Source organism: Arthrobacter sp. P4_H3 (assembly GCF_056400885.1).
In genome coordinates this window covers 22033-46856 of the sequence record NZ_JBFUKK010000010.1, presented here as the reverse complement: position 1 = coordinate 46856, position 24824 = coordinate 22033, and the positions used below count along the sequence as shown (strand labels likewise).

Sequence of the window (24824 nt, the reverse complement as noted above, 5' to 3'; positions counted from 1 at the left end):
GGCGGCCGTACTTTGGGAATTCTCGGATTGGAGCTGGGTCATCAATCGGTCGGCTCTCTTCGGCTTGGATCCGGGCAAACATGCGCTCGGAGTCGTCGGGAGTACCACGCTTGATCACCGTAAAAGTATAGAACATATGTTCGAATACTTCCCATGCCCACAATCTGGGCGACAGAAACCACCTACGGGCTCACCCAATGAAAATCGCACTCCGCATGTGGATTGAGGCGAGTCTAGGCTTTGCTGTCATGACCGTTCAAGGCGTTCCAGGCACCTCAGGCACGAGAAGACAGGCATCCATCGTGCAGCCCATCTTGCTCTGCTCCGATCTCCGGAGTTATGACTCCCCGAGTAGCTTCTCGACAACGGCCCTGGCGCTATCTGAACTTCGATGCACCCCTTTTTCTAGAGCAGCGGTTACCCACGCTGATCCGTGCTCACCAATTGACCGGTCAAAACCTTCCATTTCGCCCGTTCGAACGACATGGACTCTCAGCCTATCGAGGCTCTCTAGGAGCCTCAGCCCGGCGCTGTACGTAGCCCCTGACGGTGCTCCGGCGATACCCTGGCGCTTCAACTCGCCCCATAGCGACTGAGACTGCACGGGCTGGACGAACGAGATGAAGTCTGCCTCTAGCCTGCTCGTCCAGACTCCTCCGAGGGACTCAACGATGCCTCGGATGGTCGCTTTCTCCCGTAGAGCATCGAAGTCTACGAAAGCGTGGGTTTCGACGTCGAGACGCTGAAGTGCTTTTCCCAATGCGGCTATGCGATGTTTACCTCCGCTCGGGACAAGCAGGGTGTCGTCGGCCTGCGCTCTGCGGTTGGTCGCTGAAGCGAGCTCGTCAAGGACCGCCCCGTAGAAGCGACAGTCCGCGTCGGATTCACATATGGCAACCCGCCGGTGAAAAAGCCCTTGAAGGAGATTGGAGTAGCGGAGTACGGGATCCTCCCAAGCGGATGAAACTTCACCCGGCGGCAGTTCGTGCAGTCTGTTGACCTCTCCATCTCGGACCACCCTCACAAACCTAGTGGAAGCCTTGCCCCCGGAGGCGAGACCAAGAACGAAGTCACGGTTGTGGGTTGAAACGATTAGCTGAATGTCACGGCGACCGGCTTGATCCGACAGCCAGCGGCCGAGGGCCCGAGCCTGCCCGGGGTGAAGAAAGGATTCTGGCTCATCAACGAGGATAATTTGCGACTTGCCCGCAACAACGGCCAACGCAAGCCCAAGGAAGCTCTTAACACCATCACCCTGGACCTCCAATGGAGGCAGGGCGGCCACTGCGTCCGCGTATTCTTGAGTGGGGTGGCTAATGGGGGGCACTGGGATCTCCACGCGCCCCATGCGCAGCCTTACATCAAGATTCGCCCGATCGAGAGTTAGATGTTGCTCGAATGTTTGGTAGGCCAGGTTTGAAATCTCTTCCTCTAAGTCCCCATCTCGATAAAGGCGTTGCATGGGTGAACCAACCGGTTGTCCTACGCCAAAGTGCCCCAATCCCGAGCTCGCAAAGTGAACCAATGACCCGGCTGTCCAGTGCTGAAGGAAGAAGGGGGAAGTACCACCGAGCCCTCGCTCATCTGCATGAAATATCGCCTGAAAGTCGGCCACTGTCATCTGGCCGCCCCCGCTGTGGAAGCCACCCTGAAGGGGCGAATACCGGACGTGAGCCCCGGACATCACTTGCTGCTGAGGTTCCGGTGCAGCGGTCGACTTCAAAAAACCCTCAACCTCCGCATGGGTTGCCCCTGCCGGTTTGTCCAGCTCCAGTTCGTTTATGACGACTGTGTTCATATGAGGCCCCTGCACTAGGGCAGCGATGTCCCGCAACGTCTGGGATTTACCTGCATTGTTTCCGCCGACCAAGCATGTCACTCCGGCCGTTGAGAGTTCGACATGGTCGCCTGCGTTGGACGTTATACCCGTGATGCGTGTTCGAAGATTCACCCGGCAAGCATAGGGGAGACTTCGCAGGTGATGCAGTTTGTCGGCCGCCGGGGGAGGTCCAGCGGAATATTCATGCGTAAAAAGGCTGGAATGGCCAGGGCCAGCGCCTCGGCTGTTTGGTAGACCCTTACCGGGCCGAAACTGGACTCGCAAACCCCGAAGCCTCTTCGGAAACCGCTCGAAAGCTGCGGGCTGGTCATTCCCCGCTCGGCCGAAACTGCGTCCCGATCGGCGGGGGCGTAGCCAGATCACGCAGCGAATCCGTGCACACGCTGCACAGGTCTGTATCAGGGCATGCAGAAGGTCATGTCGCCCCACTCCGCTACCTCCATGAAGTCGTGAGCCCAAACCCCTCATTCCCCTGGAAGACGACAGATGGAGCGCGCGATGTTTCTGGCAGCAGTGGATCCTGGCATCACCCCAAACACGAACTTCCCCTTTCTCGAATCGCTCAAGCAGATCGGCGGAGGCGTCCTGGTCGGAGCCTTCATTGTGATCGCGATAGTGGCGATCGTCGGAGCCGCGATGCTCCTGGCAGGCAAGCTCAGCCAGTCATCGAGGCTCGCCTCGGGCGGAGGCATGATCCTGCTGTGGACTGGACCGGTGGCCGCGATACTTGGAGGGATCAATGGCTACATCCTGTGGTCCCAGTCGGCGTTCAATCTCGGATTTTAGGTCCAGTCAGTCATGCCAGTTCAGTGCGACCTGGACGGATGGTGGCCGCCCGGTTGCGGTCTGGTCTCGCAAGCGAACGAAGGTGTCCAAGGTTCCATCACGTCGTTCTTCGCGAACATTCTCCAGAGCACCGCTTCCTGGATCTGGTCCTTCATCACTGGTGCGTTTAGTGTCTCTGACGTCGATGATTCTCAATGGACGGCCGTCGAAGGACTGACGAGTTGGTGGGTTGTCATTATGATGACGCCGCTGGTCGTCGCCATGATCCTCCAACTGCTGTCCGGCTTGATCAGCCAACAGCCCCGCCGGTTGGTGCGCGCCCTAGTTGGAGGTGCCGCAGCCATTCCCCTGGTGGCCGGTGCCGTTTACCTTGTCCGCCAGCTAACCAAAGTGGGCGATTCCGCAGCCACGGCACTGCTTGAATCCATGGGGACGGATCCCTACCTGGTGTTCATGCGGCTCTTTGGCTTCGAACGGGCCCCGGCGGACTCCGGCCGGGAATGGAACGTCGTGTCGTTGGCTCCGGGAACTACCGGCGGCGCGGCCGGGGCGGTCGTAGTCACGGTGATGGCCGTGATCGTCGTGTGGATCCTGGCGTTCATCCTGATGTGTTCAATGATCTTTCGGTCCTTCGCGCTCATCGTGCTCGCCGCCGTCGCTCCGGTCGCTCTCATGCTGATGCCATGGGAGAAGACGAAAACCTGGGCCCGTCGGTGGTGCGAGATCGTCGTTGCCTTGCTGCTCGCCAAACCGCTTGCCGCAACGGTGCTGGCCGTGGCTATTAGGCTCTTTGCCGAGTCGAAGTCATTCGCCGGGCTGGCCGCTGGTGTCGTGGGTATGGCTTTGGCCTGCGGTGCGCCTCTGATGGCATTGCGGCTCGTGAGTTTCGCCGGAGGCGAGCTGGCCGCGGCTGCGCAAACTGCCGGTGGTGGACACGTCCTGACTCGAACCTCCAGCTTCACCGCCCGGCAGATCAGCCGGCAGACCGGTGGCCGATTCACTCTGGCAGGGGTGGCTGGCCGTTCGTCGATGACCCGCCCGATCCAGTCGAGTCGTCACCAATTTCCCACCCGCACGCTGCCGACCGGTGCCCCTCTTCCGGGAAGGCCAACGGGTGCAACGCCGTCATCCACGCCAGCTGGCAACGCTGGTGCGTTGATGCTCGACGCCGGCACCTCGGCCGCCAGCCCGGCCTCGCCACCGGGAAGCAGTGCACAGCCGCACCCGGTCCCGGGCGCATCGGCATCGGGAAGCAGACGTCGGGGCCAGACCCCCAGCGAGCCCCCAAGGCCGTCGTCGTCGAGGCTACCGAAAGACCCGCCGCCGAGCACCCCGACGGCAAAGCCTCCCATCCACCAGCCACGAGTCATTCAGCCCCCAACGGACGGTGATTTCCATGTCTGAAACGTCACGCACCCTCGAGGCAGTCAAATTCCCCCGCTACGAGCGCCGCGGCTTGTTCATGGGACTGAAGTGGTACCAATTGCTGTTGCTGGCGACCGGTGTCGTCGTGGCGAGTCTGGCGTCGGCATCTCAGGGACCCATCGGCTTGTTCGCGTCGGGACCGTTGTGGCTGGTGCTATTGCTCCTCGGCTTGCTGCAGCATTCACGGATTCCGTACCCGGTCTGGGCCAGCCATGCCGCCCTGTTCTTCTACCGATCGATGGCCCGCCAAACGCGGTTCCTAACCAGGCCCGAACGAGCAGTCCTGGCCGGACGGTTGGCACTTCCGGGAGGACTGGGGAACCTGGAATTGCGTAGGACCTCGCGAGGGGAGTGTTTCATCGTGGACGCCCGCGGCCGGGAGGCGATAGCAGTACTTCGTTGCAGCACCCGGTCCTTCGCGCTGTTAGACAGCGACGACAAAGCATGGGCGGTGCAGGCCTGGTCCCGCGTACAGGCGGGCATGGCCCAGCGAACAGGTCTCGCGAGAATCGCCGTGCAGGACTTTACGGTTCCGTTTCCGTCCACCGCCCTGCGGGACTTCTACGAAATCGCGTCCCCACGGCCGGCAGGCGACGCAAGCGAACTCACTTGGGGTCAGCGCGCGTACGAGGATCTGATTTCGGCGGCCGGATCCACGATGAGCCACGATCTCCTGATCGCACTTGTGGTGGATACGGCCAAGGCCCGACGCCGGATCAGAGAGTCAGGCGGGGGACTGGCCGGACTCGAACAGGTCCTTCGTCTGGAGGTCGAGGCCATGACCACCGCGCTGGGGACCCACAGCGTCAAGGTGGAGGAATGGCTGCCGGAGGACGGGATCCTCGGCGTCGTTCGGGGCGCCTTCGATCCTGCCGCCGTGGCACGCGGGGCAGGGCAGCCGACCAACAAGAAATCGCAACCGCAAGACTCCGCGTCGCCAAACCCGCACGCGGGGCCCATGGCCGTGGAAGAGCACTGGACATACGTACGAACGGATTCAGGATTTCATCAAACGTTCTGGATCGCTGAGTGGCCACGCCAGAAGGTATTTCCGGGTTTCCTCCATCCGCTGATTTATGTGGGCGACTTCCGGCACACGGTGACGGAGGTGATTCGGGCAGTGCCCACAACCGAGGCGCTGCGGGACATCCGTTCCGCCCAGGAGGCCCATGAAACCAGGCGCCGCATCAATACCCGCTTCGACAGGCCGCTGACCCGCGAGCAACGGGCTGAGGAAGAAGAGGTCGCCCAGCGCGAGGAGGAGATCGTTGCCGGACACGGAGACGTAAGGCCCGCTGCCTACGTGACCGTTACTGCAGGGACCCTGGAGGACCTTGCCCGGCACCGGCAGGAACTGGAATCGGCCGCCGCGGGAGCCTTCGTCGAGTTGCGCGTACTTGCCGGGCAGCAATGGGCAGCATTCGTCGCCGGCGCACTCCCGTTCGGTAGGGGGCTGCGATGACGCGGACAAACCAGTCGGTTGAATACGTGCCGTCGGGCGGGAACCGCAAGGAGCGGAAGGAACGACGGGGGCGGGCGGCTGCCGCTGACAGCCAACCGTGGGCGGCCGCTCTAGACCGGGCTGGCGAGATGTTCGGCACCCGGCTGGAGACCGCCGAGCACGGCGGAGACTGGGGGAGCCGGGAGCCCGCCTCGCTACGTGGCCCGCACCGCCTGCGGCCGGCACCACACCGCGCGTCCACCCTGACCTTCGCCGCGGCGTATCCATTCATCACAGAATCGGGGCTCGGCCACGAAGGCACATATATCGGCACAGACGTCTTCGGCTCGGGAGCGTTCTCTTACGATCCGTGGATTCTCTATGACAAGGGCGTCATCAGCGGACCCTCGATCGTTGTCATCGGCACCGTGGGGACCGGGAAATCCATGTGCGGAAAGTCCCTGGTGGCCAGGTCCATAACGCTGGGGCGGAAGGCCGCCGTCGCCTCCGATCCCAAAGGTGAATGGGTCGCCGTCGCCAATGCCGTTGGCGGCAAGGTCATTTCCGTGGGCCCCGGCCGCGCTGCCCGCGTAAATCCACTCGACGCGGGGCCACGGTCCAGCGCCTTGAGTGAGGCGCAGTGGCAGGCCGTGGTGCGCCAGCGCCGTCGCTATCTGTTGGTGGCACTGGTTTCCCTTATGCGGCAGGGCATGCCCCTCCGTCCGGTGGAGCACACTGCCCTGGACATGGCCCTAATGGAGACGGTAGCCGAGAACTCGAATCCGACGCTGCCGATGGTTCTGGACCATTTGTTGAACCCGTCGAAGGAAACGATCGGGCTGGTGGGCAAGGAAGGGGGACTGGCGGTCAGCCACTCCCTGAGGCGGACGGTCTCCGGTGACCTGGAAGGCATGTTTGACGCCCCGTCCACGGTCGCTTTCGACGCCGATGCGCCGATGATGGTGATGGACACTTCTGCGCTGATCGGCGCCACGGAGCAAGCGTTGTCCCTTGCCGCCGCGTGCGGTGCCACTTGGCTGGAGGCAGCCGTCACCAATCCCGACGGCGGCAAACGGCTGGTGGTTTACGACGAAGGCTGGCGCATGCTGGCCGACCCGTACATGCTCGCCAAAATGAGCGAGCAGTGGCGGTTGGCCCGCACCTATGGCATCGCGAATCTGCTCATCATGCATAAAGTCGCCGACCTCAACGAAATCGGAGACAGCTCCAGCGGGCACCGGCAAAAGGCACTCGGCCTGCTGACCGAGGCTGACACAAGGATCATCTACCGGCAAAAGCACGACGCCATGCGACTGACTAAAGAAGCCCTGGGCCTGTCGGAGGCCGAATGCGAGCACGTAGAGAACCTCCCCAAAGGCGTTGGTCTCTGGAAAGTCGGGAACCGTTCCTTTATCGTGGCGAACCGGGTCACGACCGATGAGCTTGAAGTTTTCGGCACCGACGACCGGATGATCTGAATGCCACAGATGAGTTCGCGGCGAGGCACCGACAGCCCGTTGGTTTCGGCCGGGCTTATCGCCGTGGCCGGGTATGTCGGTCTGAGTTTCCTGGTCCAGGGGGCGGCTAACGTCGTGATGGTCTGGCGCTGCGGCGGCAGTCTGCCGTCGCCGTTCAACCCGGCCGCCGCCGTCGGACTTTTCATCGGCCGGATCGAATGGATCGTCCGCGTGCCGCAGGGATGCGACGTCGGGACCCGCAGTATCTGGTGGATCGTTGGCCCGGTCCTCTTTGTGGCAGCTGCGCTCGCCGTCGGGTCAGTTTTGGCCTGGCGAAGGTGGAAGCAATCGGGCGCCTGGCTGCGCCAGGACATCCTGAGCCGCGAGGGCATCGCGCGCCGTACCGAGATCCTCCAGGATTTCGGTGCAAGGGCGGTCCTGAGACGCGGCAAGTTCACGCGGCCGGGCCTCGCCAAACCGCGGATCCAGGACGTGGCCTGGACATTGGGTCGTTCCCGCGGAGTCACGATCCACGTATCCACGGAGGAATCGATGGTTATCCAGGGTGCTCCGCGATCCGGTAAGGGCCTCTACGTGGTCATCAATGCCATCCTCGACGCGCCGGGCGCTGTGGTCACGACGTCCACCCGCGCCGACAACTTGGTAGTGACCATGAATGCCCGCGCTACACGCGGCAGGCCGGTCACGGTGTTCGACCCACAAGGCATGTCCGGACTGCCCTCGACGCTTCGCTGGTCTCCCGTTCGTGGCTGCGAGGACCCGGATATCGCCACGCGCCGCGCTCTCGTTATCACTGCGGACACGGAGATGAAGGGAGAGAACGCTGCATGGCAAAAGCGCTCGCTGATCATCCTGCAGTGCCTCCTTCATGCTGCGGCTTTGTCCGGCGAGGGCGTGCGTGCGTTTCGGCGCTGGTCTTCGAGCCCGGTCTTGGCACGTGAGGCGTTGGAGGTCCTGAGCCAACCGGCGGCAGCGCTGGGATGGCAGGCCGATCTGATGGGCATACTCGAGGATGACCCTCGGAACACGTCCAACTCCTGGATTGGTGTCTCGGCTGCTGTCGCACCGCTGTCGTCACCGAAAGTGCTCGCCGCCCTGGACCCCCGGGATGAGTCTGAAGAATTTGACCCCAAGAGGTTCATCCGGGACTGCGGGACCCTGTATCTGATCGGCACCCGCGCGGGAGCTGCTGCGGCAGGGCCGTATCTTTCGGCTCTGATTGACGACATCGACAACGCCGCGCGCGAAATGGCGTTTGTCTCGCCGGGCGGAAGGCTGGATCCGCCGTTGTCCCTCGTCCTGGACGAGATTGCCAATCTGGCCCCATGGCCGGGCTTGCCCATCGCCCTCTCTGACGGAGGCGGCATCGGCATCTCCACTCTCGTGGTGCTGCAATCTCTGTCCCAGGCACGTACTGGTTGGTCCATCGATGAGGCAGCCACTATTTGGGACTCGGCCATCATCAAGGTGATCTTCGGCGGAGGCTCCGACGAACGTGACCTGCGCTCGCTGGCTGGGCTGCTGGGGGAGCGGAGCCTGACCCTGAACACCCGTTCCTGGTCTGCGCAGGGTCGGCAGGACGGCGAACAGATCCGGGAGAGCCCGGTCCTGCCGCTTCATGAGATCAGGCGCTTGCCCGCAGGCACAGCCCTCATGCTGGGACGTCGAACCCGGCCCATCCTTTTGGACCTGCGTGAATGGCACAAACGAAAAGACGCTGCCGAGCTCGGTCGGTCAAAGCTCGAGCTTGAACGGACCTTGGCTGATGGGCACCGTCTGAAACAGGCAGCCACTGAGGAGCCGGTTGATGGCCAGCCATGACGAGGTGGAGCGCTTTGAGATCCCTTCAGCCGGAGCGGACGATGACGAGCTGACGGCGGAGCTCTTCCGCTCTGCATTCCGGCCACCGGGGCGTGCATCCGGCGTGACCTACCGTTGGCGGGAAATGACAGCTGAGCAGGCCGGAAGCGTGTGGCGTTCTTTGGCAGCCTGGGTCCGATGGCTTGTTGCCACGTACCAACTGACGACGTCGGTGGTCCCGGACTGCTGGTGGCGTCATTCCGAGATCGTGGCCGAGCTCTATGCTCTGCAGCGGGCGGAGCTGGCCTCGTACGCGAGCGACGATCCCGGTTTCGGGCCGCTTGCATTTCACGAACGACTGCCACACGCCGTCGAGCGTCTCCGGATCCACACCCGGACGGCCGGGTGTGTCGGCCTGCAGGCACACAAGGAGTCCGCAGTGAGAACCCTCCGGCTCGACGCGCCTGGCTTCGTTGAGTGGCAGGCGGATTCACACCAGGGCGGGGACGATTTCTGACGTCATGCTGTTGGCCTCTCTGAGGACATGAACAAGTATCCGCAGGATGCTCCCGGCGGGATCCTAAGAAGCATGGAGGCGGCTGTCGTGGCCCCTGAACCTAAAGACGTATCGAGCGCCGTGCCGGCAGATGCAGCGACGGGCGGAAGTGCGGGCGATTCCCGCATGACGCCTGAGGAGCGTATCTCTGCCTTGACGGAGGGCCTCCACAGAATTCTGGAAAAGGCGGTTGAATCTCCGTCGCAGTGGCAAGTGCTGTTGGATGCGTCGGCAACGCTATGGCGTTACTCCGGCGGCAATGTTGCCCTACTCATGATGCAGATGGCCCAGCGAGGGACCGAACAGCCCACGCTGGTGGCAGGGTACAAGGAATGGGCCCGCCACGGCCGTACGGTGACGCGGGGTGAACACGCGCTCTGGGTGATCGCACCTCGCACAGCCCGAGTCCAGCAAGTCACGCTTCCTGACGGTACTCGGCAGCGCATCCCTGCGGGTGAGCATGTGCCCCATGGTGCCGTCGACGATGGAAAGAAGACGGTCATCACAGGCTGGCGCGGTCAGGCAGTCTTCGACGTCTCACAAACGCAGGGCACACCGCTGCTCGTTCCGCGCGGCGGTGCCGAGTCTGTGTTGGACGTAGCTGAGCTGTTGGGATCTCTGACCACGGTGGCGGGCAGCCATGGCTTCAATGTCGATGTGACAGACGCCCAGTATGGGCTGACGAGCGGCTTTACGGATTTCACCCACCGCCGGGTTCAGGTCGGCGCCTGGCTCAGCCCAGAAGATCGTGCAGCTGTCCTGGCACACGAACTTGGGCATGTGCTGCTTCATGGCCCCGACGATGCGGTCGGCAGGCTGTATGGCAGCAGCGCAGATCATCGCGGACTTGCTGAGGTGGAAGCCGAATCCGTGGCTTACACGGTGCTGAAGGCCCACGGGATCGACCGCGGACCTCAATCCGCGACCTATCTCGCCGGATGGGCTGACGCCGTCATTGACGCGGAGAAAGACGCGATGGCTCACGACGCCGGCAGTAGGCTCCCAGCGTCCCGTGCGGATATTGCGAAGTCAGTACTAGGACGGGTCACTGCTGCTAGCAAGGGAATTCTCGAAATCACACACCCGCCGGGATTCGGCGGCAAGATCAGCGCTGTCGACGCGGACCCACGGTTGAGGCCGGCAGCGTCCTACGCGGGACTGGAACAAGCTTTGCGGTCGGTTGACGGACCAGTAATGGCCGGGCCGTGAGCACGACTGGCAACAATTTGTCCGGCGGGAGACTCCCGCCGGCTTTGGAAAGGACAGAAGCATGGGCACTAAAATACCGATCAGCATCGTCGGCAACCTGGTTGCCGATCCCGAGCTCAGCGTCGGCGAAAGCGGAGTGGCTCACGCCAAGCTCCGCGTCGCCGTCAACCAGCGAATCCAGGGCGCGGACGGCACTTGGCAGGACGGAGAGCCCGTCTTCCACAATGTCTCTGCATTCCGTGCGCTGGCCGAGAACTCGGCGAGTTCACTGCGAAAGGGCGACCCGGTCACCGTGGCGGGCGAGCTGGAATTCCGCTCGTACGAGAAGGACGGCGAACGCCGTGAAGCCCGACGCATCGTCGCCGACACCATTGGACCGGATCTCCGTTTCGGGACCGCGGTGTACCAGCGCATGTCGCATGGGACAGTGGCAGCGCCGGATGCTGGAGTGCGTGCGGACCTTGACGCGCCCGTCGCGGCAGAGGCGGCTACGCCGGCGTACAACGTCAGTTCGAAAAGTCCGGTGGTGGTGCCCCCTTTCGGGGCGACGGCGGGGAATGAAATGAGTTTCTAAGTGCTGTAGGGGCCGTCCGCATTTCGGAGGTGAGGCGTTGCCGAAGCGGGTTGGTGAGCAAACCAACCCGCTTCTCCGCGTAACGAGCGCCGGAGCGCCTTGGCAGCTCGTTTGAGAAAGTACGCGCTAGAAGTAATTGGAAGCCCGGGCAGTACGTGCACTCACCGATGAGAAGACACTGACGAGCTGCCGCATCACCGGGCCAGTGTCTTCCACGAGTTCGGCTAGCCGGCGCCGGACCTGTTCCGTGGGCAGGGTGAACCCGGCCCTGATGGACTCCCAGACGTGGTCGGGCACGGGTCTGCCAATGATGGGGGAGGGCATCAGCTGCCGTCGTCGGTGGACTCAAGCAGCCACTGCGTGGAGAGGGGCTGACGGTGCAGTGTGAAGGTCCTCAGCGGGGAGTCGGAGCCGGGGATCGGGGTTCTCTGCCTCCCGCGGAAGTTTGACCTGGCCACTGGCGGACGCCATTGGGAGGCATATTGGGCATGTAGGAGGAGGTGGAAGCGACGTTGTCCCGATCAAAGGTTCCAAGGGACGCCCGATTGCGTGAGTAAATTGCAAAACCGCCGAGGCTCAAGAACGATGGGCGGTATGACGACGGAAAGTTCACAAGCGCCACTGGAGCCGCTGCCGGAATGGGTGTCTAAGGTTCGTGCAATCGGCATCGACACGAACGCCGTTGGCAAAGGCGGTTACAACGGCGCTCAGTTGAAGGAGCTCGCGCGGCAGGCGAAGCAGCACGGGGGTTTGGAACTCTGGATTGCAGAGCCCGTTATGTGGGAATGGGCCGAACACCTGCATGAAGTCCGAACAAAGTTCAACGCTCAGCGCAAGAGCCTGAAGGATGCGGGGATCGAAATCGGGCCCCAGCCTTCTGAGATCGAGGACGCGCTGGACTTTGTTGAAACGGCGATTGCAAGGCTCGGTGATCACGTCAAGGTGATTTCGATCCAGCCAGTCGCCCACAAAGCCTTGAAGGATCAGGTCCTTGTCCGAGCCCCGGGTGAACGTGTTTATAAGAATGGAACCACCGGAGCGACAGCCAACGGCAAACGATTGAAGACGGGAGCCGCGGATAGTGCGATCTATCGTGCTTACCACTACCAAGCCAATGGCGATGGTGACAGCTACGTAATCCTCTCTGCCGATAGCGATGTTCCCCGGGCCCACAAAGCCTGGGGCCTTCAGGTGCGGATTTTTAAGGAGCGTGATCGCCTGAACGACGAGATTTTCCGGATGATCCAGGCTCCCGGGGAACTTGTGGGAGAGTGCGTCGCTTTCTTGCGTAAGAACTTGGACCAGATCGACCTGACATCTTTCGAGGCCCGGACAAATCTCGGCGGATGGACCTCTGAAGAACGGATCGCGTCCTTTGCAGCAATCGGGAGCAAGTTACTCGCAGGCTTGTCTCGTCTAAAGCTGGACAAGAAATCGCAACTCGTTACGGCTGAAGCCTGTGTTGTCACCAACGTGCTGGCATCCGAATTTACCTACGACCTGTATGGGGAGGGGCTCCAGTTACCCGGCAACCAAAGTAGGAATTATCCGGATGCCGCCCTGTACGTGGACGTAACTTTCTCGGTGGAAAAGGGCTCGGCAACAAGTGTGAGCACGGGTGCCGTGCGATTTGCTTCGGTCAATGAGACGGAGGAAGAAACTGGTGATGACGACGGACCGTTGCCGATCCTGGAAAACATAACAAATGTCCCTGGACTGGCTGAATTCGAGTGGGCCGAAGGCTTCTGGGAAGACACGGAGGTCACAGTGGATGTCGATGGTGATGTGCTTCATCTCGACTTCACCGGGAGTGCCGCCGACGACTGGACACTCACAGCCACATATCGTGACGAGCAAGTTGAAATATCCGGTGCTCAGCAACACGACGGCCAAGACTTCGGAGACGGCATCAGCTTTCCAGGGACGGTTCGGTTGTATACGGATTCGACGATGGTGCCTTATCACCCAAGTCTGGCTATCAATGCCCTTTTATTAAACACGCCCAGGCCCAGCATCAGGACTTGAATAGAACACGGCTGATTGCACCGCAGTAGCTATGAGAGGCGGTCGTTCCCGCCCGGGCCAGCAGTGCGGTCATGGCAACGGCTTGGTGGAAGCACCTTACCAGTGCTGCTCGAAGGGTGGCGCAATGCCCCCGGGTGGAACTCAGCTTGCGGGCTCGCTCATACGTCACTGGAACGCTGGAATTTGTGAACGGTCGGAGGCAGGTTGCGATGTGCGCCGGGTTTCCTGGCTGGGCCGCGCCGAAGGTTAACAACGCATTATCGCAGCGGGCGACTCGTAATATGAACACTAACGGCATTAGGGTTCCTGACTCGGGAAATCCCATGGAGCCGAAAAATGCGTTACGCATCGCCATCAATTCGGGGCGTGCACTAAGCAAGAAAGTCACGCGAATGCATGGTTTCTACGTTGAAGTTCAGCAGTGAGCGGGTTCTCGCCGAGGATCCAGTCGCAGTATTCGGTCCGGGCCTGCACAGCCGGCGAATTTGAGGACGTTGTAGCACTTGGAGATAAGTACAAGGCTTCTTTGGGCCTCATGCGCTACGAGGCCTACCGGGAGTACCTTCAAGCCGGAACTGTTTTCGGGGCATATCTCAATGACGTGCTGTGCGCTTATGCCCTCTTTGCCTTGCCTCGGCGCGAAATCCGCTTGGCTCACCTCGTTGTCGACGAGGAACACAGAGGGAACGGCCTCGCAGCATTACTGGTGGCGGCCATCCGAAAGAAACACTCCGATCTGCAAGGGATCGTCGTCCGGTGTCGTCCGGACTGGGACGCGAACACTATGTGGTCACATTTGGGGTTCGTTCCAACCGCATCGGTTAAAGGGAGGGCGGCCAGCGGATCCGAGCTAACATCTTGGCGCTTGAATTTCGGCCATGATGACCTATTTTCGGCCCAAATCGAAGATTCGACTGCCCTGAAAGTCGTCCTCGACACGAACATCATCCTGGACCTTAGGCTTCAAAGGGCCGGCGGGGAAGAAAGCCAAGTTTTAGAGGCTCCCTGGCTCTCAGGCGAAGTGCTTTTCTGCACGACCAACGGAGTTCACAACGAAGCTAACCAGGTGCCGAACCAGGGTGATAGGAAACGGATCCTTTCCACCGTCGGCAACTATGCGAACCTGTCCCGGATCGACCATGAAGCTCTGGTGAGGGCGAAATACGACGAGTGGATCGCCGGAATTCCATCTTCCGACATGGCGCAGGACCCCAGTCTCAAAAAGGACTGCAGGCTCGTCGCGGAGGCTGCCATAGCCGGGGCTGATGTCTTTGTCACCAGGGACTTGAGGGCAGCACGCATCTTTGATCCGCTGGCTGCCTCCTTGGGCACTCGAGTGCTGTCTCCAACTGAGCTGGTTGTGCACGTGGACGAGCTGCAACGCTCGGTTTTCTACGCCCCTGTTCAAATCCAACAAACGTTCGTGAGTATATCCGAGGCTGGAGCCGGATCGGTAGATGCACTGGACGAGCTGCTCAACACCGCTGCAGGAGAAAAGCGTTCAGCGTTTCGGCGCCGAATATCCGAAAGCGTACGGACGGACGAGGACCCAACTCGACGGCGAAGAGTGATCTATGTTGGGGATTCCGGTCAGCCGGCTGCAGTCTTGGCCACCAGAAGTCATGAGTCATCGGGAACCCTGGAGGTGTCGATGTTCCGGGTCGCTCGAGGAACAATGACGCAAGCTTTGGCGCTTCAGCTCCTCTACCTCCTTCGCTCGGAGGCCCGAGAAATGAAGCTCCCTCACGTCCAGATCACCGACCCCGCCATCGGGCCGGATCCGCGAGTAGAAGAGTCGTTCAAGAGGGACGGTCTTTGGCGAACGCCCAATGGCTGGTCGATGCTTGCGATTGAATCTTGTGGGCCCTGGAACGAACTTCAGCGGACAGCGTTGGCTGCCGCAACCAGGGCACAGGTCGGCTCCGTCCCCTTTATCGAGATGCTTAAGACGGACGTGACAAGTAACCCCCAAGCCGCTGCTGAGGTGGAGCGACTGTTATGGCCGGCAAAGGTGGCAGACGGCGCTTTGCCTACTTACATAGTTCCGATCCGACCTCACGCGGCAAGCCAACTCCTTGGTCATGATCTGACGTTGTTTGACCGCCCCACTGACCTTGGCCTGAGTAGGCGCCACGTATACTACAAATCCAGAAACTACGTTCCGAAGGCTCCGGGCCGGATCCTTTGGTATGTGAGCTCGGACAAGCTCATCCTGGGCTCTTCCCGGTTGGTCAGCACACGTGTAGGGACGCCCTCCAACCTCTTTGCAAGGTACAAGCCCTACGGGGTGTGGAATATTCAAGACGTGCAAAGGTCCGCTGACGCCCAGGGCCTTGCAGCAGCATTGATATTTGCTGACACCGAAATCTTCGAAAGGCCGATCAGCTATCGTCGAGCGCTAGATATGGCGGCGAGGGCGGGGATCCCCCTAGGAACCCTTCCGGGCGCCCGGCCTGTGCCAGCTGCGCTATTTGATCAGATGTATAGAGAAGGAACCAACCCGATATGACGCAGCAGCAGTTGGCTAAGACGGCCTCCCATGGCGCCGTTCTGATCTCGATTCGATCCACGTTCGTTGAGGCCATATTTGCAGGGAAGAAGACGGTAGAACTTCGTAGGCATGCCCCCAAAGTAGCTGAAGGAACTCCTATTGTTGTCTACTCATCCGGCCGAGACATGGCCGTTCGAGGCCATGCGGTGATCGGAGAGATCTTGACCGCAGATCCCGACAGCTTATGGGAGCTCGTCGGTACAGAGACAGGCCTATCGAGGGCCGAATACGACCTCTACTTTGCGGGAGCTGAGTGGGCCTACGCAATCCCGCTGGAGTGCATCTCAGAGGGTGCCCGACAGGTTTCCCTGGCTGATCTGAGAGCCGAACATGGGCTGGAGCCGCCGCAGAGCTGGCGTTACCTCGGCTTGGATTCCTTTGAACGGCTTCGAAAGGCTGTATCCGCTGCATAGCTGGGTTGGTCTGACCCGAATGTAAACCATTGAGCCCCGCACCGTAGCCTGCTCAACGGGTGGACACCTATCCCCGGCTGAAGTTTTCAAGGGCACGAAGCAAAGTTGAGGGTCTGCTGTCCAGGAGGTCAACGGGGCGGCATCCATGAAGGGCGCCGAAGGGTGTGATCACCCAGACGGAGAAGTAGTTGTGCGGGATTTTCAGCGCCATGGCTCGCTGAAAAAGCTTCACCACCGTCGGATGGAGCTGGCCGCCCGGGAGGAACTGGAAGCCCGGGCAATAGGTGTCTTCGCGGACGAGGACCCGGACAAGCTGCCGCATCACCGGGTCAGGTTCTTCCATGAGTTCGGCGAGCCGCCGCCGGACCTGCTCCAGGGTGGGCAGGGTGAACTCGGCCCTGATGGACTCCCAGACCTGGTCGGACACGGGCCTGCCGATGATAACGGAGGGCATCAGCTGCCGTCGTCGATGGAATCCAGCAGCCACTGCGTGGCGAGGGGCTGGCGGCGCAGCGTAAACGTCCTCAGCGGTGAGTCGGCGCCGGGGACCCGAGCCTGAATGCGCCAGAATTCGACGCTCACCAGGTCGCCGCTGCCCTTGGCTGCAGTGCGCCGGGTATCCCACCAGGAGTCCCGTCCGAACCAGTGCTGGGAATCTGTGTCAGGGTCCACCAGCCAGATCCGTCCGTCGTGACGGATGGCCAAGGGGTTTCCTGAGAGGTCGAGCCGGACCTGGACGTCGTAGGTCTGTGTGGGGGCTTCGTGGGTGATGGTCATGAGTTCGTTCTTTCGTGCTGCTGACGTACCGGTGCGGTCGTGCTGGTGGGGTTAGGCGGCTTTGACGAGGGGAGTTCGTCCCAGTGGGTGGTGTAGCGGGGGGAGAGCATGTCCCGTTTCATGGTCCAGTCCGGTCCGCCGCGGATGCCTGCGTGGCCGAGGCCGATGGAGCCGCGCCCGTAGCGGCGGGTGACGTCTTCCATGAGGGTCCCGAGTCCCAGTGGCAGACACCGCTGAAGCCGGGGTTGTTCTTCGCCCACTTGTTGGCCAGCTTCGCCAACGACTTGACCGATTCGGAATTATGTGCCGGTCTTGGTTGAACGAGCCGCCAAGGACCGCCTTAGACGCTGATTGGCGCTTCCACGCGCCCGCTTCACCTGACTCCGTTTGTCCACAGCTTTCTAGGTGGATCAGTCCTGAGATAGGCGCGTTGTCTTGCGCTGAGTCGATTACTCACAAGGGATCAGGATGGTCGTTTACCGGGGGTCCGGAGCCGCTTGGCGAGGTAGTTCTGGGAAACTCCGGCCTTCGCGGCGAGCACTTTCCCTGACAGCCTTTGTCGGCCCATATGGGCTTTGATTGCCTCGCCCCAAGCCCTGGATTGCAGCCCGGCAGGTCCTTTGGATCCGGAGGGATTTACTTCGCCTCCAGCGTGGCCAGGCGCTCACCGACGCGACTGCCGGCGCGGTGGGCCTTCGGGCAGCGGGCCAGCCACCTCTTCAGCACCGCGATCTCTTCGTCCTTCTGGGAAAGCTTGCGGTGGATGATGGCCGCCTGCTCCGTGTACCCCGGCGCGGGCGCTCCACGTCCGGCGTCATCTTCGGCGCCTTCGATGGCTCTATAGCAGAGGACGAGGGCTTCTTCGAGCCGGCCTTCGCGTTTGAGCTGCTTGATCGGCTCAATGAGTTCAAGGTAGTGGACGCCATCGACCATGCCCCGCTTGAACTGGGCCGCACGCTGCCCGCCGCCCTGCAGCGCCTCCCGAACCATCGCTGATTTTTCCGTATGGGAGCTGTTGATCCGTTCCCCGGACGTCAGCGCCGGCGGGTTCTCCCGGGTGTGGGCCCACTCCGGATCCCCGTCACCCAGCCAGACGTACGCCTTGGCCAACAGCTTCGTTTCGCGAAGGACGTGCAGCTGGTAGCTGACCGATTCGCTGGCGCCCGCAGGCAGCGTGAGCTCCTTGGCGGCATATGACGGAAGGGAGCCGACCTTTTCACCGTCCACCAGGAGTGCCACGGCTTGCGGATCGACAGGATTCTCCGGCTCCCGCTGCAGCTGGGCCTGGCCCTCGTAGTAGCCGCGCTCACCGAGGCCTTTCCTGTCGGCCAGGGCGGCCACGGCATCCTTGGCAAAGGTCGTTGTGCCGGCCACTTCCAGGCAGGAGCTGAATTGCAGGGAGACCCGGATCGAGGGTGCCGGATGGTCGGGGGCTTGATCCTGTGGGGCATCAAGAACCGGCGCCGCGGCCGGACCCCCTTGCAGTGCCTGTCGCAGCCAGCTTCCGAACCCCACAGCGCCCCCTACGGTCTCGGGCGGTTCTGATCCGCCGAGGCTGACTCTACCAACCGGAGGACAAGTGCCGCGGACCCTCGCCTGTCTACCGACAGGGCGTGGGGTATCAAGGAACGCGGATCGAGGCGATCATCTCTTCCACGTCCCGGTGTTCCGCAGATCCCATCCAGGTCTTCGCCTCATCGACTGTCGCGAAGTAAGTTCGGCCCTGGAATATTCTTCTTGTTGACCAGCGCGTACTCGTCCCTGGCGACCCGCTGACTGTACTTGCTGGCTCGAAGGGTCTCTCCAAAGTGTTTCACCGGGACAGCCATCCTTGACATTGGTCGTCTCCTCGATGTTGGGTCCTGCCAGTAATCGTAGGGGGCGATTCGCACCTCGACGGTCACGAACGTAGTATGGCCGGCGAGGTTGCCTTCGGAGTGTTGTGCTGGACAGTGCAGTGCTGGAAAGAGGGGCAGCCTCTTCTGTTGGGGCAAGACAGCGAAACCGACGTGAGAACGAAGAGGATCATGATGACCGATGACGGCTTGAACGGGATCCTTCCTGCCGTGAAATACCGAGTGCCGGCCAGACACCCACGGCAACGTCGCCGTGTTCGTCCTGCCCGCGCAGTTCGTCAGCTACATGAAGCAGGCCAGTGTCCGCTCAAGCTCGGCACTCCGCGACGCCGACCTGAATGAGATCGGCAAGGTCACCCGCCTCGAAGTAATCCAGGACGTCACCACGATTCATTTTGAGCTCGCCCCGGGCCGCTCCGTCCCAGGCGTGCAGCTGCAGGCCAGCTTCAAGATCACAGCCTGCCCTTCGGCGCGTTCGAGTACCCCGCCTACTGAGCGGGTTCCGCCGCGGCCAGCTGACTTTCGGCTTCCGCTCTTGCCAGGCAGAGACTGTAGTAGGCCATGACGTCGCGAACCAGCCGCTTCGCCTCTTCGCACGCTGCCTCAGGGCTTGTGGCCAGAGCGTATGAGGTGGCAAGCGAAGCCTCGGGCCATAAGGGCCCCCGCTTCTTCCGTGCCTCGGATGCGCTCTCGGCGACCTGAGAGTACTCCACCAGCCGGTCCATGATTTTTTCTTCCAGTCCCTGGCGATGGGCAGTCGCGTTCTTCCGATTCAGGATGGTCCCGCCTCCGTCCAGGCCGGAGAGTTCGTCGGCGGCAGCCCAGATGATCTGGTTCCCGATCAGCCCGTAGAGGCCTTTCGGGGGGACACCAATCTCCGGCATGTTGGCTCTGAGCCAGGCCAGAAACACGTGCCCGACAAAATGCTCGTGTTCCTCGGCGAGGTCCTCAGGTGACATGCTGTGCCATTCGTCGACCCTGATGTATTTGTGCAGCAGTACCCGCGGATAGCGCGTCCACAGCCTGAGGAGATGGTTGAAGATCGAGTAGTCAGCCGGGCGGGTTTGAACACTGCCCATGGTTATCTCTTTGACATCGTCGGCGAACTCGTGGACCTGGAGTATCTGCTGGAGCATCTTGGGCGATGCATATCTGGGCGACTCCTTATCGATGAAGAAGAAGAATGTAGGGGTACCGACTTTGGACCCGGCGAGCCAGGCCCGGAGCGAGCCGACCTTTACCTGTGCAGCAGTTCCTGACTGCGAGTTCTTCACCTGGAGATGGGCAGTCAGGCCGGACATCTTCCACGAGCCAGGCAGCTTATCGGGGTCCAGGACGTCCGTCGTGGTGTGGACGTGCGCGTCCCATCCGTAGTCGGACTGCGAGAGGGAGTTGACCGCGTGCCCCATCCTCACGAAGTCCCTGATGACATCAAGCTCCCCCAGGTCGCCGCTGACATTTTGTTTGGCCCTGCTTGGCATGACGCTTCCCCTCTGTTGAGCAACAGGCCCCAGAATATCCAGAGACGGTCTCACTTTCCTTCTGACCGGTTTAGGTGTTACCCGGGCAACACCTCTCAGCATGGACTCGAAAGGCTTAATCTGGTTTCATTCGTAACCAGATCAGAGGGCGGCGTCTCCCAGCTGCGTTGGTGGGCGAACTGATACCGGGGCCAATCTCCAACATAGACGGCAAGTACAATCCGCGCTTGAAGTACACGTCATGATTGCACTATCCATGATGGCGACACCAAAGTCTGCACTCACCCGCTGCCGGCCGCTCTCACATATCCTGACCCATGAATCCAGTGCGTTTGGCTAGCCGGGACCCCCAGCCCTTAGCCTTAGCCGGAGCACGAGGAGAATCCAGACGGCTTAAGCCGTTGCCCGACCCGAGGGTGGAACTCGTCCGTGATCAAGCCTCGGGGCCGGGCGCCCAGGCCAGGGAATCTGAAGCCCGGATGTAATAAGTTGCCGGCCAGGGTGCCCCAGGCCTGACTTGTGCCGGATCCGGTGAGACAAGCAGAACCGATCCAGGCCAGATCGGTTCCGGCAGAGCTTCGATCCATGCGGGCTGAACGTGGTCGAAGCGGTTCCATTTGATGGTGATCCACGACCCTGTGGGCTCGAGGGCGTCAACGCTCAGTACTGTGAGATCTGCCGTCGTGCCACTGCTTCGCTTCATGTCGTTGAAGTGATTCCACTTTTCGTTTGCGCCAGCCATCCATGAACGTCGCCGGCGGGCTCGGGTCAACCAGACCGCCCCGGCGACTGCGGCCGCGAGGAGTGTAATGGCCGCGGTGAGTAGCAGGAACAAGTTATCCGGCCAATCGGCGGCCGCGGCTCCGACGAGATATGCGACGCACGCAGCGATTGCCACGCTGCTCAGAATCAAAGCAGGTGTCGCAAGCTTCGGCTTCAGGACTGGGTTCGCATCCATGGATTACCTTCCGACCAGTTTAGAGTTGCCAGCCGACATTGATAAGGCGGTCTACCCAAGTCGTCGGGTCATCAGTCCACCTCGGAGAGTCCACAAGGCTCGGGGAGGAGACGCCTGCTTCCTCAACGAGTCGATCGATAGTTACTCGCTGCTCCCTTTGCTCCCACTCGTAAGCCGCAGGTATTGGCCCCAGAGGAAGGGGCGAATCGTGTATGCCCCACCGGTCCCTATAAATGGCAATTCGGCGAAGCAAACTGGTGGCCTGTACTTGAGCGACCAAGGGCCCCAATGCCTCAAGGAGGTTCCGTTTCCAGTCGGCGTCACCCACCATCGCGGCCATGGTGACGTGGTCCATCCTCTGCCGCATCCGCTCCCGTACCTGAGTGATCATGTTGGCAAGGTCGGGACGAACGGTGCGGAGTTCCTCGGTCAAGGTATCAATGCCTGCGGCGGGCATCGTGGTCAGGAACTGCCGGAGCCGGGAATGCACCACTGCCGCCGCATCTCGAGCCAACGCGCTTGTATCCAGTGCGGTAGCAACAACACGCTGTGTGCTCGGTCGGCTGACTCCAACTGATCTGCGCCACGAAGCGACAGCGGCGCCCCACGAGGGAGATCGCTGAAGCTCGGAGACACTGCCCGGTGAATGCGCGTCCAGGAAGTCCCTCAAATCCTCAGCCGCTGCCAGTTGTGCGAGGTAGTCGTACTCAGCACCGAGGTGCTCCAAGCTGTCCGCTTTCGACTGCTCGGCATCGCGGACTTCGTGAGCCGTCCGTTCGGCGCCTTCGGCAGCAAGGACCTCGCCCAGGATCTGCCGCCACGAGGGCTGCATAGTGGGATCCATAGGCTCATCATCCAAGGGATCATTCTCGCTAACGTACGCGTGGTTGCCTGCGCGTCCCCGCGTCATGCTGACGTACAACAGCTCACGGGTCAGCCTGCCTTGTGTCACCACGGTGTGGCCCGTGTCCACGGTGATGCCCTGCGAGCGGTGGGCCGTCGTCGCATATCCCAGCTCAACTGAAGCCTCGACGTAGTCGCGGCTCAAGTTAATCGTTGCTCCGGTATCCCTGCGAATCGCGCTCAGCGAGCCGTCTCGCCGGCCCGTACGGACGACGTCGAGCATGGTTCCGTTGCGGATGAAGTCACCGCGGCTATCGGTAATGGCCCGGTCATTCTGGCGGGCAATGACAGTGTCGCCAGTACCCGCATGAAGTCCGTCGCTGAGCGGAACCGAGTTTTCCGCATCCACGGCGCCCTGGACCACACGATCGGCCTGGGCGCGCTGGTTGAGCATGCCAACCGTGTCATTGTCCGCGGCGATGAGAATGGATGACTTGCCAGAGAGTATGTCGGCCTGCCATCTGCGGTACGCCTGGTCGACCATGTCGAGGTGCACCCCGTGTTGAATGCGCCCGTGGCTGTGGTAGTCAGCAATGGCACCGAAGTCCCCGGCACGGAGCTTCAGCGAGGCGTCCTGCTCCCAGGCCTCCTTGAACCGCCAAATCGTGCTGAGCCGCACTGTTTTGCCTTGCCGGTCCAGCCAGCCGAGGACACCGCCGGCGTCGATGGCGTCCAATTGCCCTGGGTCTCCCACCAGGAGCACCTTGGCCCCGGCATCCCGGGCCTGCTGTACCAGTGCAGAGAGCTGCAGGGTGGACACCATGGAGGCCTCATCGATGACGACCAGCTGGTTGGGATGAAAACGCCACCTGTCCTGTTCGGCAGCAAGCCGGGTGGCTTTCTGGGCGAGGAGTGTCGCCTGCGGGCCTCTGTTAGCCACGTGATTCGCCAGCTGCTCCTCAGTGTCGAAGAACTGCGCAGCCCGGTTGCCGGCGCCCTGACCGACAGATTCGTAGAGCCACTTCGCGACATTCTCCGTGGTCAGGGCAAGCTCCCGCCCAAGGACCTCGGCGCTCGCAGCCGCGGGCGCCAAACCGACCACGGTACCGGCGCCAAAAGCAGCTTCCCAGGCTGCCTTGACCGCGCCGAGGGTGGTCGTCTTGCCGGTTCCGGCAGGACCGACGACGGCGTCGAGCCGGTTGCCGCTGAGCAGGACGTTGGCTGCTGCCGCCCGTTGGTCGGAGTGCAGATCGAGCTGGCCACGGTGTTTGTAGCTAGCCAGTGATTCCATGGCGACGGCCGCGCTCACCGCCGGGCCGCCGTCGTCGTTCCTTGCTCCCAGGACGACGTCCTCGTTGGCGAGGGTGGCGGCGTCCGTGTAGAGACGGGTGCCGTGGAAATCGAAGATGCTGTGGTCTGCGAAGCGGAGATCGGCCTGGGCGTTCGCAGGGAGGGTGTACCGGTACGCATTCAGTGGGACGGACTGGGCTTCGGCGGCGCTGGCTACGATGTCGATCAGAGTGTGACGGTCCGCCGGTGAGTGGCAGCGGATTTCGGCGCACACACGTTCGGCTTCCGCCAGGAGGTTCCATCGATTCCAGGTGGCGCGCTTCGTGGCGACGCGCTCGCGGGTCAGGGAGCCCACCGCGTCCACCCAGCCTGGCGTGAAGTCGCAGGTGCGGAAGGGCGCTGTCCGGGAGCGCCTAATGGTGTTGGCGAGAACGTCTCGGGGCTCGAAGCCCTTGGCGGCCGCCCGCGCGCACCACTGGGCGGAGAGCTGGCGCAGAGGGATGGCTGTTTCCGGCTTGGCGGTTCGGGTGGAAAGTGTTGCCTGCTGGCGGAGCTTGATGGTGGTTGTCGCGGTTGGGGGAGTGCCGTGACTGGCGGTCCATTCGGCGACGAGCCGGTCGGTTTCGAGATCGATCAGACGCGAGCGGTTGGAGAATTCGCGGATTAGCGCATCGTCGACGCCGGTCAGCTGCTGGCTGGGGTTGTGCGTGTTCGCAGCCGGCACGCGGACGTCAGTGTCGGTGCCGAGGTTCCGGTGGAGGGCGTCGAAGAGGAGACCGTTGTAGTGCTCGCTTGCAGCTACCGCAGCCTTGTACAAAGTCCGTGAGTCGAGCGTGACCCATGCGCCGTCAGTGATGCGCTGGATGCGGTTGGCTATGACCATGTGCGTATGGAGCTGTGGATCCCCGGCTCGCGACTCCCAGTGGTCGAAGGCGGCAGCGATAGCTCCACGTGTGCCGAGGTGGGCGACACCGTTGCGGCCGGCCCTCGTGTGGATGACGTAAGTTTCGAGCCACTCAAGGGTGGCGTTGACCGCCTGGTGGTGGGTCTCGAGGATTTGGTCTTGGAGTTTGCGGGGGCTCAGCGCCCAGAGGACGGAGACGGATTTGGGGACGCTGAAAGTCAGGTCAAAACCGACGACGGCGTGCCGCGTCTCTGTGCGGCCCTGACTGTTTTGCACGATGGTGGGTTGGCCGTGGGGGCGGCCCAGAGTTGCGCCGGAGTCCGGGTGGGTGGCGTGATCGAAGATTGCCTTGGCGTCCGATTCCGTGACGACGTCTCCGGCGGTCCGGTTGATGCCTAGCACGCCGGACCCGAGCCAGTGGCCCTGCGGTGTTCCGGCTTTCATGTAGTACGTGGTCGCGTCGGCGGGGGTGATTGTCAGATCGTCCATCATGGTGGTCTTAAAGAGGTACTTCAGGCCCGACTGGGCGGAGAGCCGGGCGATGGACATGGTCATTGGCTTTGGGCTTCTGGGTTCCGTTTGGTGGCCGTCCAGCCTCGGCGTCGGAAAAGCGCCTT

At 61.9% G+C, this 24824-nt stretch carries 19 protein-coding genes and 2 pseudogenes; 12 read left to right on the top strand and 9 right to left on the bottom strand.

What is annotated here, in order from left to right:
* Positions 1–337 precede the first annotated feature (337 nt).
* Complete coding sequence (locus AC1DRE_RS14620; protein ID WP_476985284.1) at positions 338–1798, bottom strand: ATP-dependent nuclease; 1461 nt, start codon at positions 1796–1798, stop codon at positions 338–340.
* A gap of 540 nt (positions 1799–2338) precedes the next feature.
* Between AC1DRE_RS14620 and AC1DRE_RS14615 the strand changes: the two genes are divergently transcribed.
* From AC1DRE_RS14615 to AC1DRE_RS14580, 8 genes are all read left to right on the top strand, one after another.
* Positions 2339–2626, top strand: a complete 288-nt coding sequence (locus AC1DRE_RS14615) for a hypothetical protein (RefSeq protein WP_476985283.1) — start codon at positions 2339–2341, stop codon at positions 2624–2626.
* A 12-nt stretch (positions 2627–2638) separates the two neighbouring features.
* Positions 2639–4030: a type IV secretion system protein gene (locus AC1DRE_RS14610; protein WP_476985282.1), complete on the top strand. Its 1392-nt coding sequence runs from the start codon at positions 2639–2641 to the stop codon at positions 4028–4030.
* Positions 4023–5513 (top strand): SCO6880 family protein, encoded by a 1491-nt coding sequence (locus AC1DRE_RS14605; protein ID WP_476985281.1) that lies wholly within the window; start codon positions 4023–4025, stop codon positions 5511–5513. The genes AC1DRE_RS14610 and AC1DRE_RS14605 overlap by 8 nt, the downstream gene beginning before the upstream one ends.
* Complete coding sequence (locus AC1DRE_RS14600; RefSeq protein ID WP_476985280.1) at positions 5510–6970, top strand: ATP-binding protein; 1461 nt, start codon at positions 5510–5512, stop codon at positions 6968–6970. Before AC1DRE_RS14605 ends, AC1DRE_RS14600 begins: the two co-directional genes overlap by 4 nt.
* A gap of 9 nt (positions 6971–6979) precedes the next feature.
* Positions 6980–8791 carry a type IV secretory system conjugative DNA transfer family protein gene (locus tag AC1DRE_RS14595; protein ID WP_476985279.1) on the top strand — a complete coding sequence of 604 codons (1812 nt, stop codon included), beginning with the start codon at positions 6980–6982 and terminating at the stop codon, positions 8789–8791.
* A complete protein-coding gene (locus AC1DRE_RS14590; protein WP_476985278.1) occupies positions 8778–9287 on the top strand; it encodes a hypothetical protein in 510 nt (169 codons plus the stop codon). The genes AC1DRE_RS14595 and AC1DRE_RS14590 overlap by 14 nt, the downstream gene beginning before the upstream one ends.
* Before the next feature lie 27 nt (positions 9288–9314).
* Positions 9315–10535 carry an ArdC-like ssDNA-binding domain-containing protein gene (locus AC1DRE_RS14585; protein ID WP_476985277.1) on the top strand — a complete coding sequence of 407 codons (1221 nt, stop codon included), beginning with the start codon at positions 9315–9317 and terminating at the stop codon, positions 10533–10535.
* A 61-nt stretch (positions 10536–10596) separates the two neighbouring features.
* A complete protein-coding gene (locus AC1DRE_RS14580) occupies positions 10597–11109 on the top strand; it encodes a single-stranded DNA-binding protein (RefSeq protein WP_476985276.1) in 513 nt (170 codons plus the stop codon).
* Positions 11110–11235: 126 nt separating this feature from the next.
* On the opposite strand, the gene AC1DRE_RS14575 is transcribed toward AC1DRE_RS14580, so the two are convergent.
* Positions 11236–11406, bottom strand: a complete 171-nt coding sequence (locus AC1DRE_RS14575) for a hypothetical protein (protein WP_476985275.1) — start codon at positions 11404–11406, stop codon at positions 11236–11238.
* A gap of 297 nt (positions 11407–11703) precedes the next feature.
* Here AC1DRE_RS14575 and AC1DRE_RS14570 point away from each other — a divergent pair, with 297 nt between their 5' ends.
* From AC1DRE_RS14570 to AC1DRE_RS14560, 3 genes are all read left to right on the top strand, one after another.
* On the top strand, positions 11704–13134 hold the full coding sequence (locus tag AC1DRE_RS14570; protein ID WP_476985274.1) for a hypothetical protein: 1431 nt from the start codon (positions 11704–11706) through the stop codon (positions 13132–13134).
* A gap of 421 nt (positions 13135–13555) precedes the next feature.
* Complete coding sequence (locus AC1DRE_RS14565; protein ID WP_476985273.1) at positions 13556–15643, top strand: GNAT family N-acetyltransferase; 2088 nt, start codon at positions 13556–13558, stop codon at positions 15641–15643.
* Entirely contained in the window at positions 15640–16098 is a 459-nt protein-coding gene (locus AC1DRE_RS14560) for an ASCH domain-containing protein (protein ID WP_476985272.1), read from the top strand. The genes AC1DRE_RS14565 and AC1DRE_RS14560 overlap by 4 nt, the downstream gene beginning before the upstream one ends.
* Before the next feature lie 67 nt (positions 16099–16165).
* On the opposite strand, the gene AC1DRE_RS14555 is transcribed toward AC1DRE_RS14560, so the two are convergent.
* The 3 genes and pseudogenes from AC1DRE_RS14555 to AC1DRE_RS14545 form a co-directional block, all read right to left on the bottom strand.
* Positions 16166–16552, bottom strand: a complete 387-nt coding sequence (locus AC1DRE_RS14555) for a hypothetical protein (protein ID WP_476985271.1) — start codon at positions 16550–16552, stop codon at positions 16166–16168.
* Positions 16552–16875 (bottom strand): hypothetical protein, encoded by a 324-nt coding sequence (locus tag AC1DRE_RS14550; protein ID WP_476985270.1) that lies wholly within the window; start codon positions 16873–16875, stop codon positions 16552–16554. Before AC1DRE_RS14550 ends, AC1DRE_RS14555 begins: the two co-directional genes overlap by 1 nt.
* A pseudogene (locus tag AC1DRE_RS14545) lies at positions 16872–17093 on the bottom strand (DUF4113 domain-containing protein); the annotation flags it as partial. The gene AC1DRE_RS14550 and the pseudogene AC1DRE_RS14545, both read right to left, overlap by 4 nt.
* A gap of 70 nt (positions 17094–17163) precedes the next feature.
* On the opposite strand from AC1DRE_RS14545, the pseudogene AC1DRE_RS14540 reads away from it, so the two are divergent.
* Positions 17164–17226: pseudogene (locus tag AC1DRE_RS14540) on the top strand (three-helix bundle dimerization domain-containing protein); the annotation flags it as partial.
* A gap of 285 nt (positions 17227–17511) precedes the next feature.
* Here the strand turns inward: AC1DRE_RS14540 and AC1DRE_RS14535 are convergent.
* The 4 genes from AC1DRE_RS14535 to mobF form a co-directional block, all read right to left on the bottom strand.
* Positions 17512–18249, bottom strand: coding sequence for a hypothetical protein (locus AC1DRE_RS14535; RefSeq protein WP_476985269.1), 738 nt, complete (start codon positions 18247–18249; stop codon positions 17512–17514).
* Between the two features lie 970 nt (positions 18250–19219).
* Entirely contained in the window at positions 19220–20212 is a 993-nt protein-coding gene (locus AC1DRE_RS14530) for a hypothetical protein (RefSeq protein WP_476985268.1), read from the bottom strand.
* A gap of 433 nt (positions 20213–20645) precedes the next feature.
* Positions 20646–21170 carry a hypothetical protein gene (locus AC1DRE_RS14525; protein WP_476985267.1) on the bottom strand — a complete coding sequence of 175 codons (525 nt, stop codon included), beginning with the start codon at positions 21168–21170 and terminating at the stop codon, positions 20646–20648.
* Positions 21171–21189: 19 nt separating this feature from the next.
* Positions 21190–24762, bottom strand: a complete 3573-nt coding sequence (mobF, locus tag AC1DRE_RS14520) for a MobF family relaxase (RefSeq protein ID WP_476985266.1) — start codon at positions 24760–24762, stop codon at positions 21190–21192.
* Between the last annotated feature and the right edge of the window lie 62 nt (positions 24763–24824).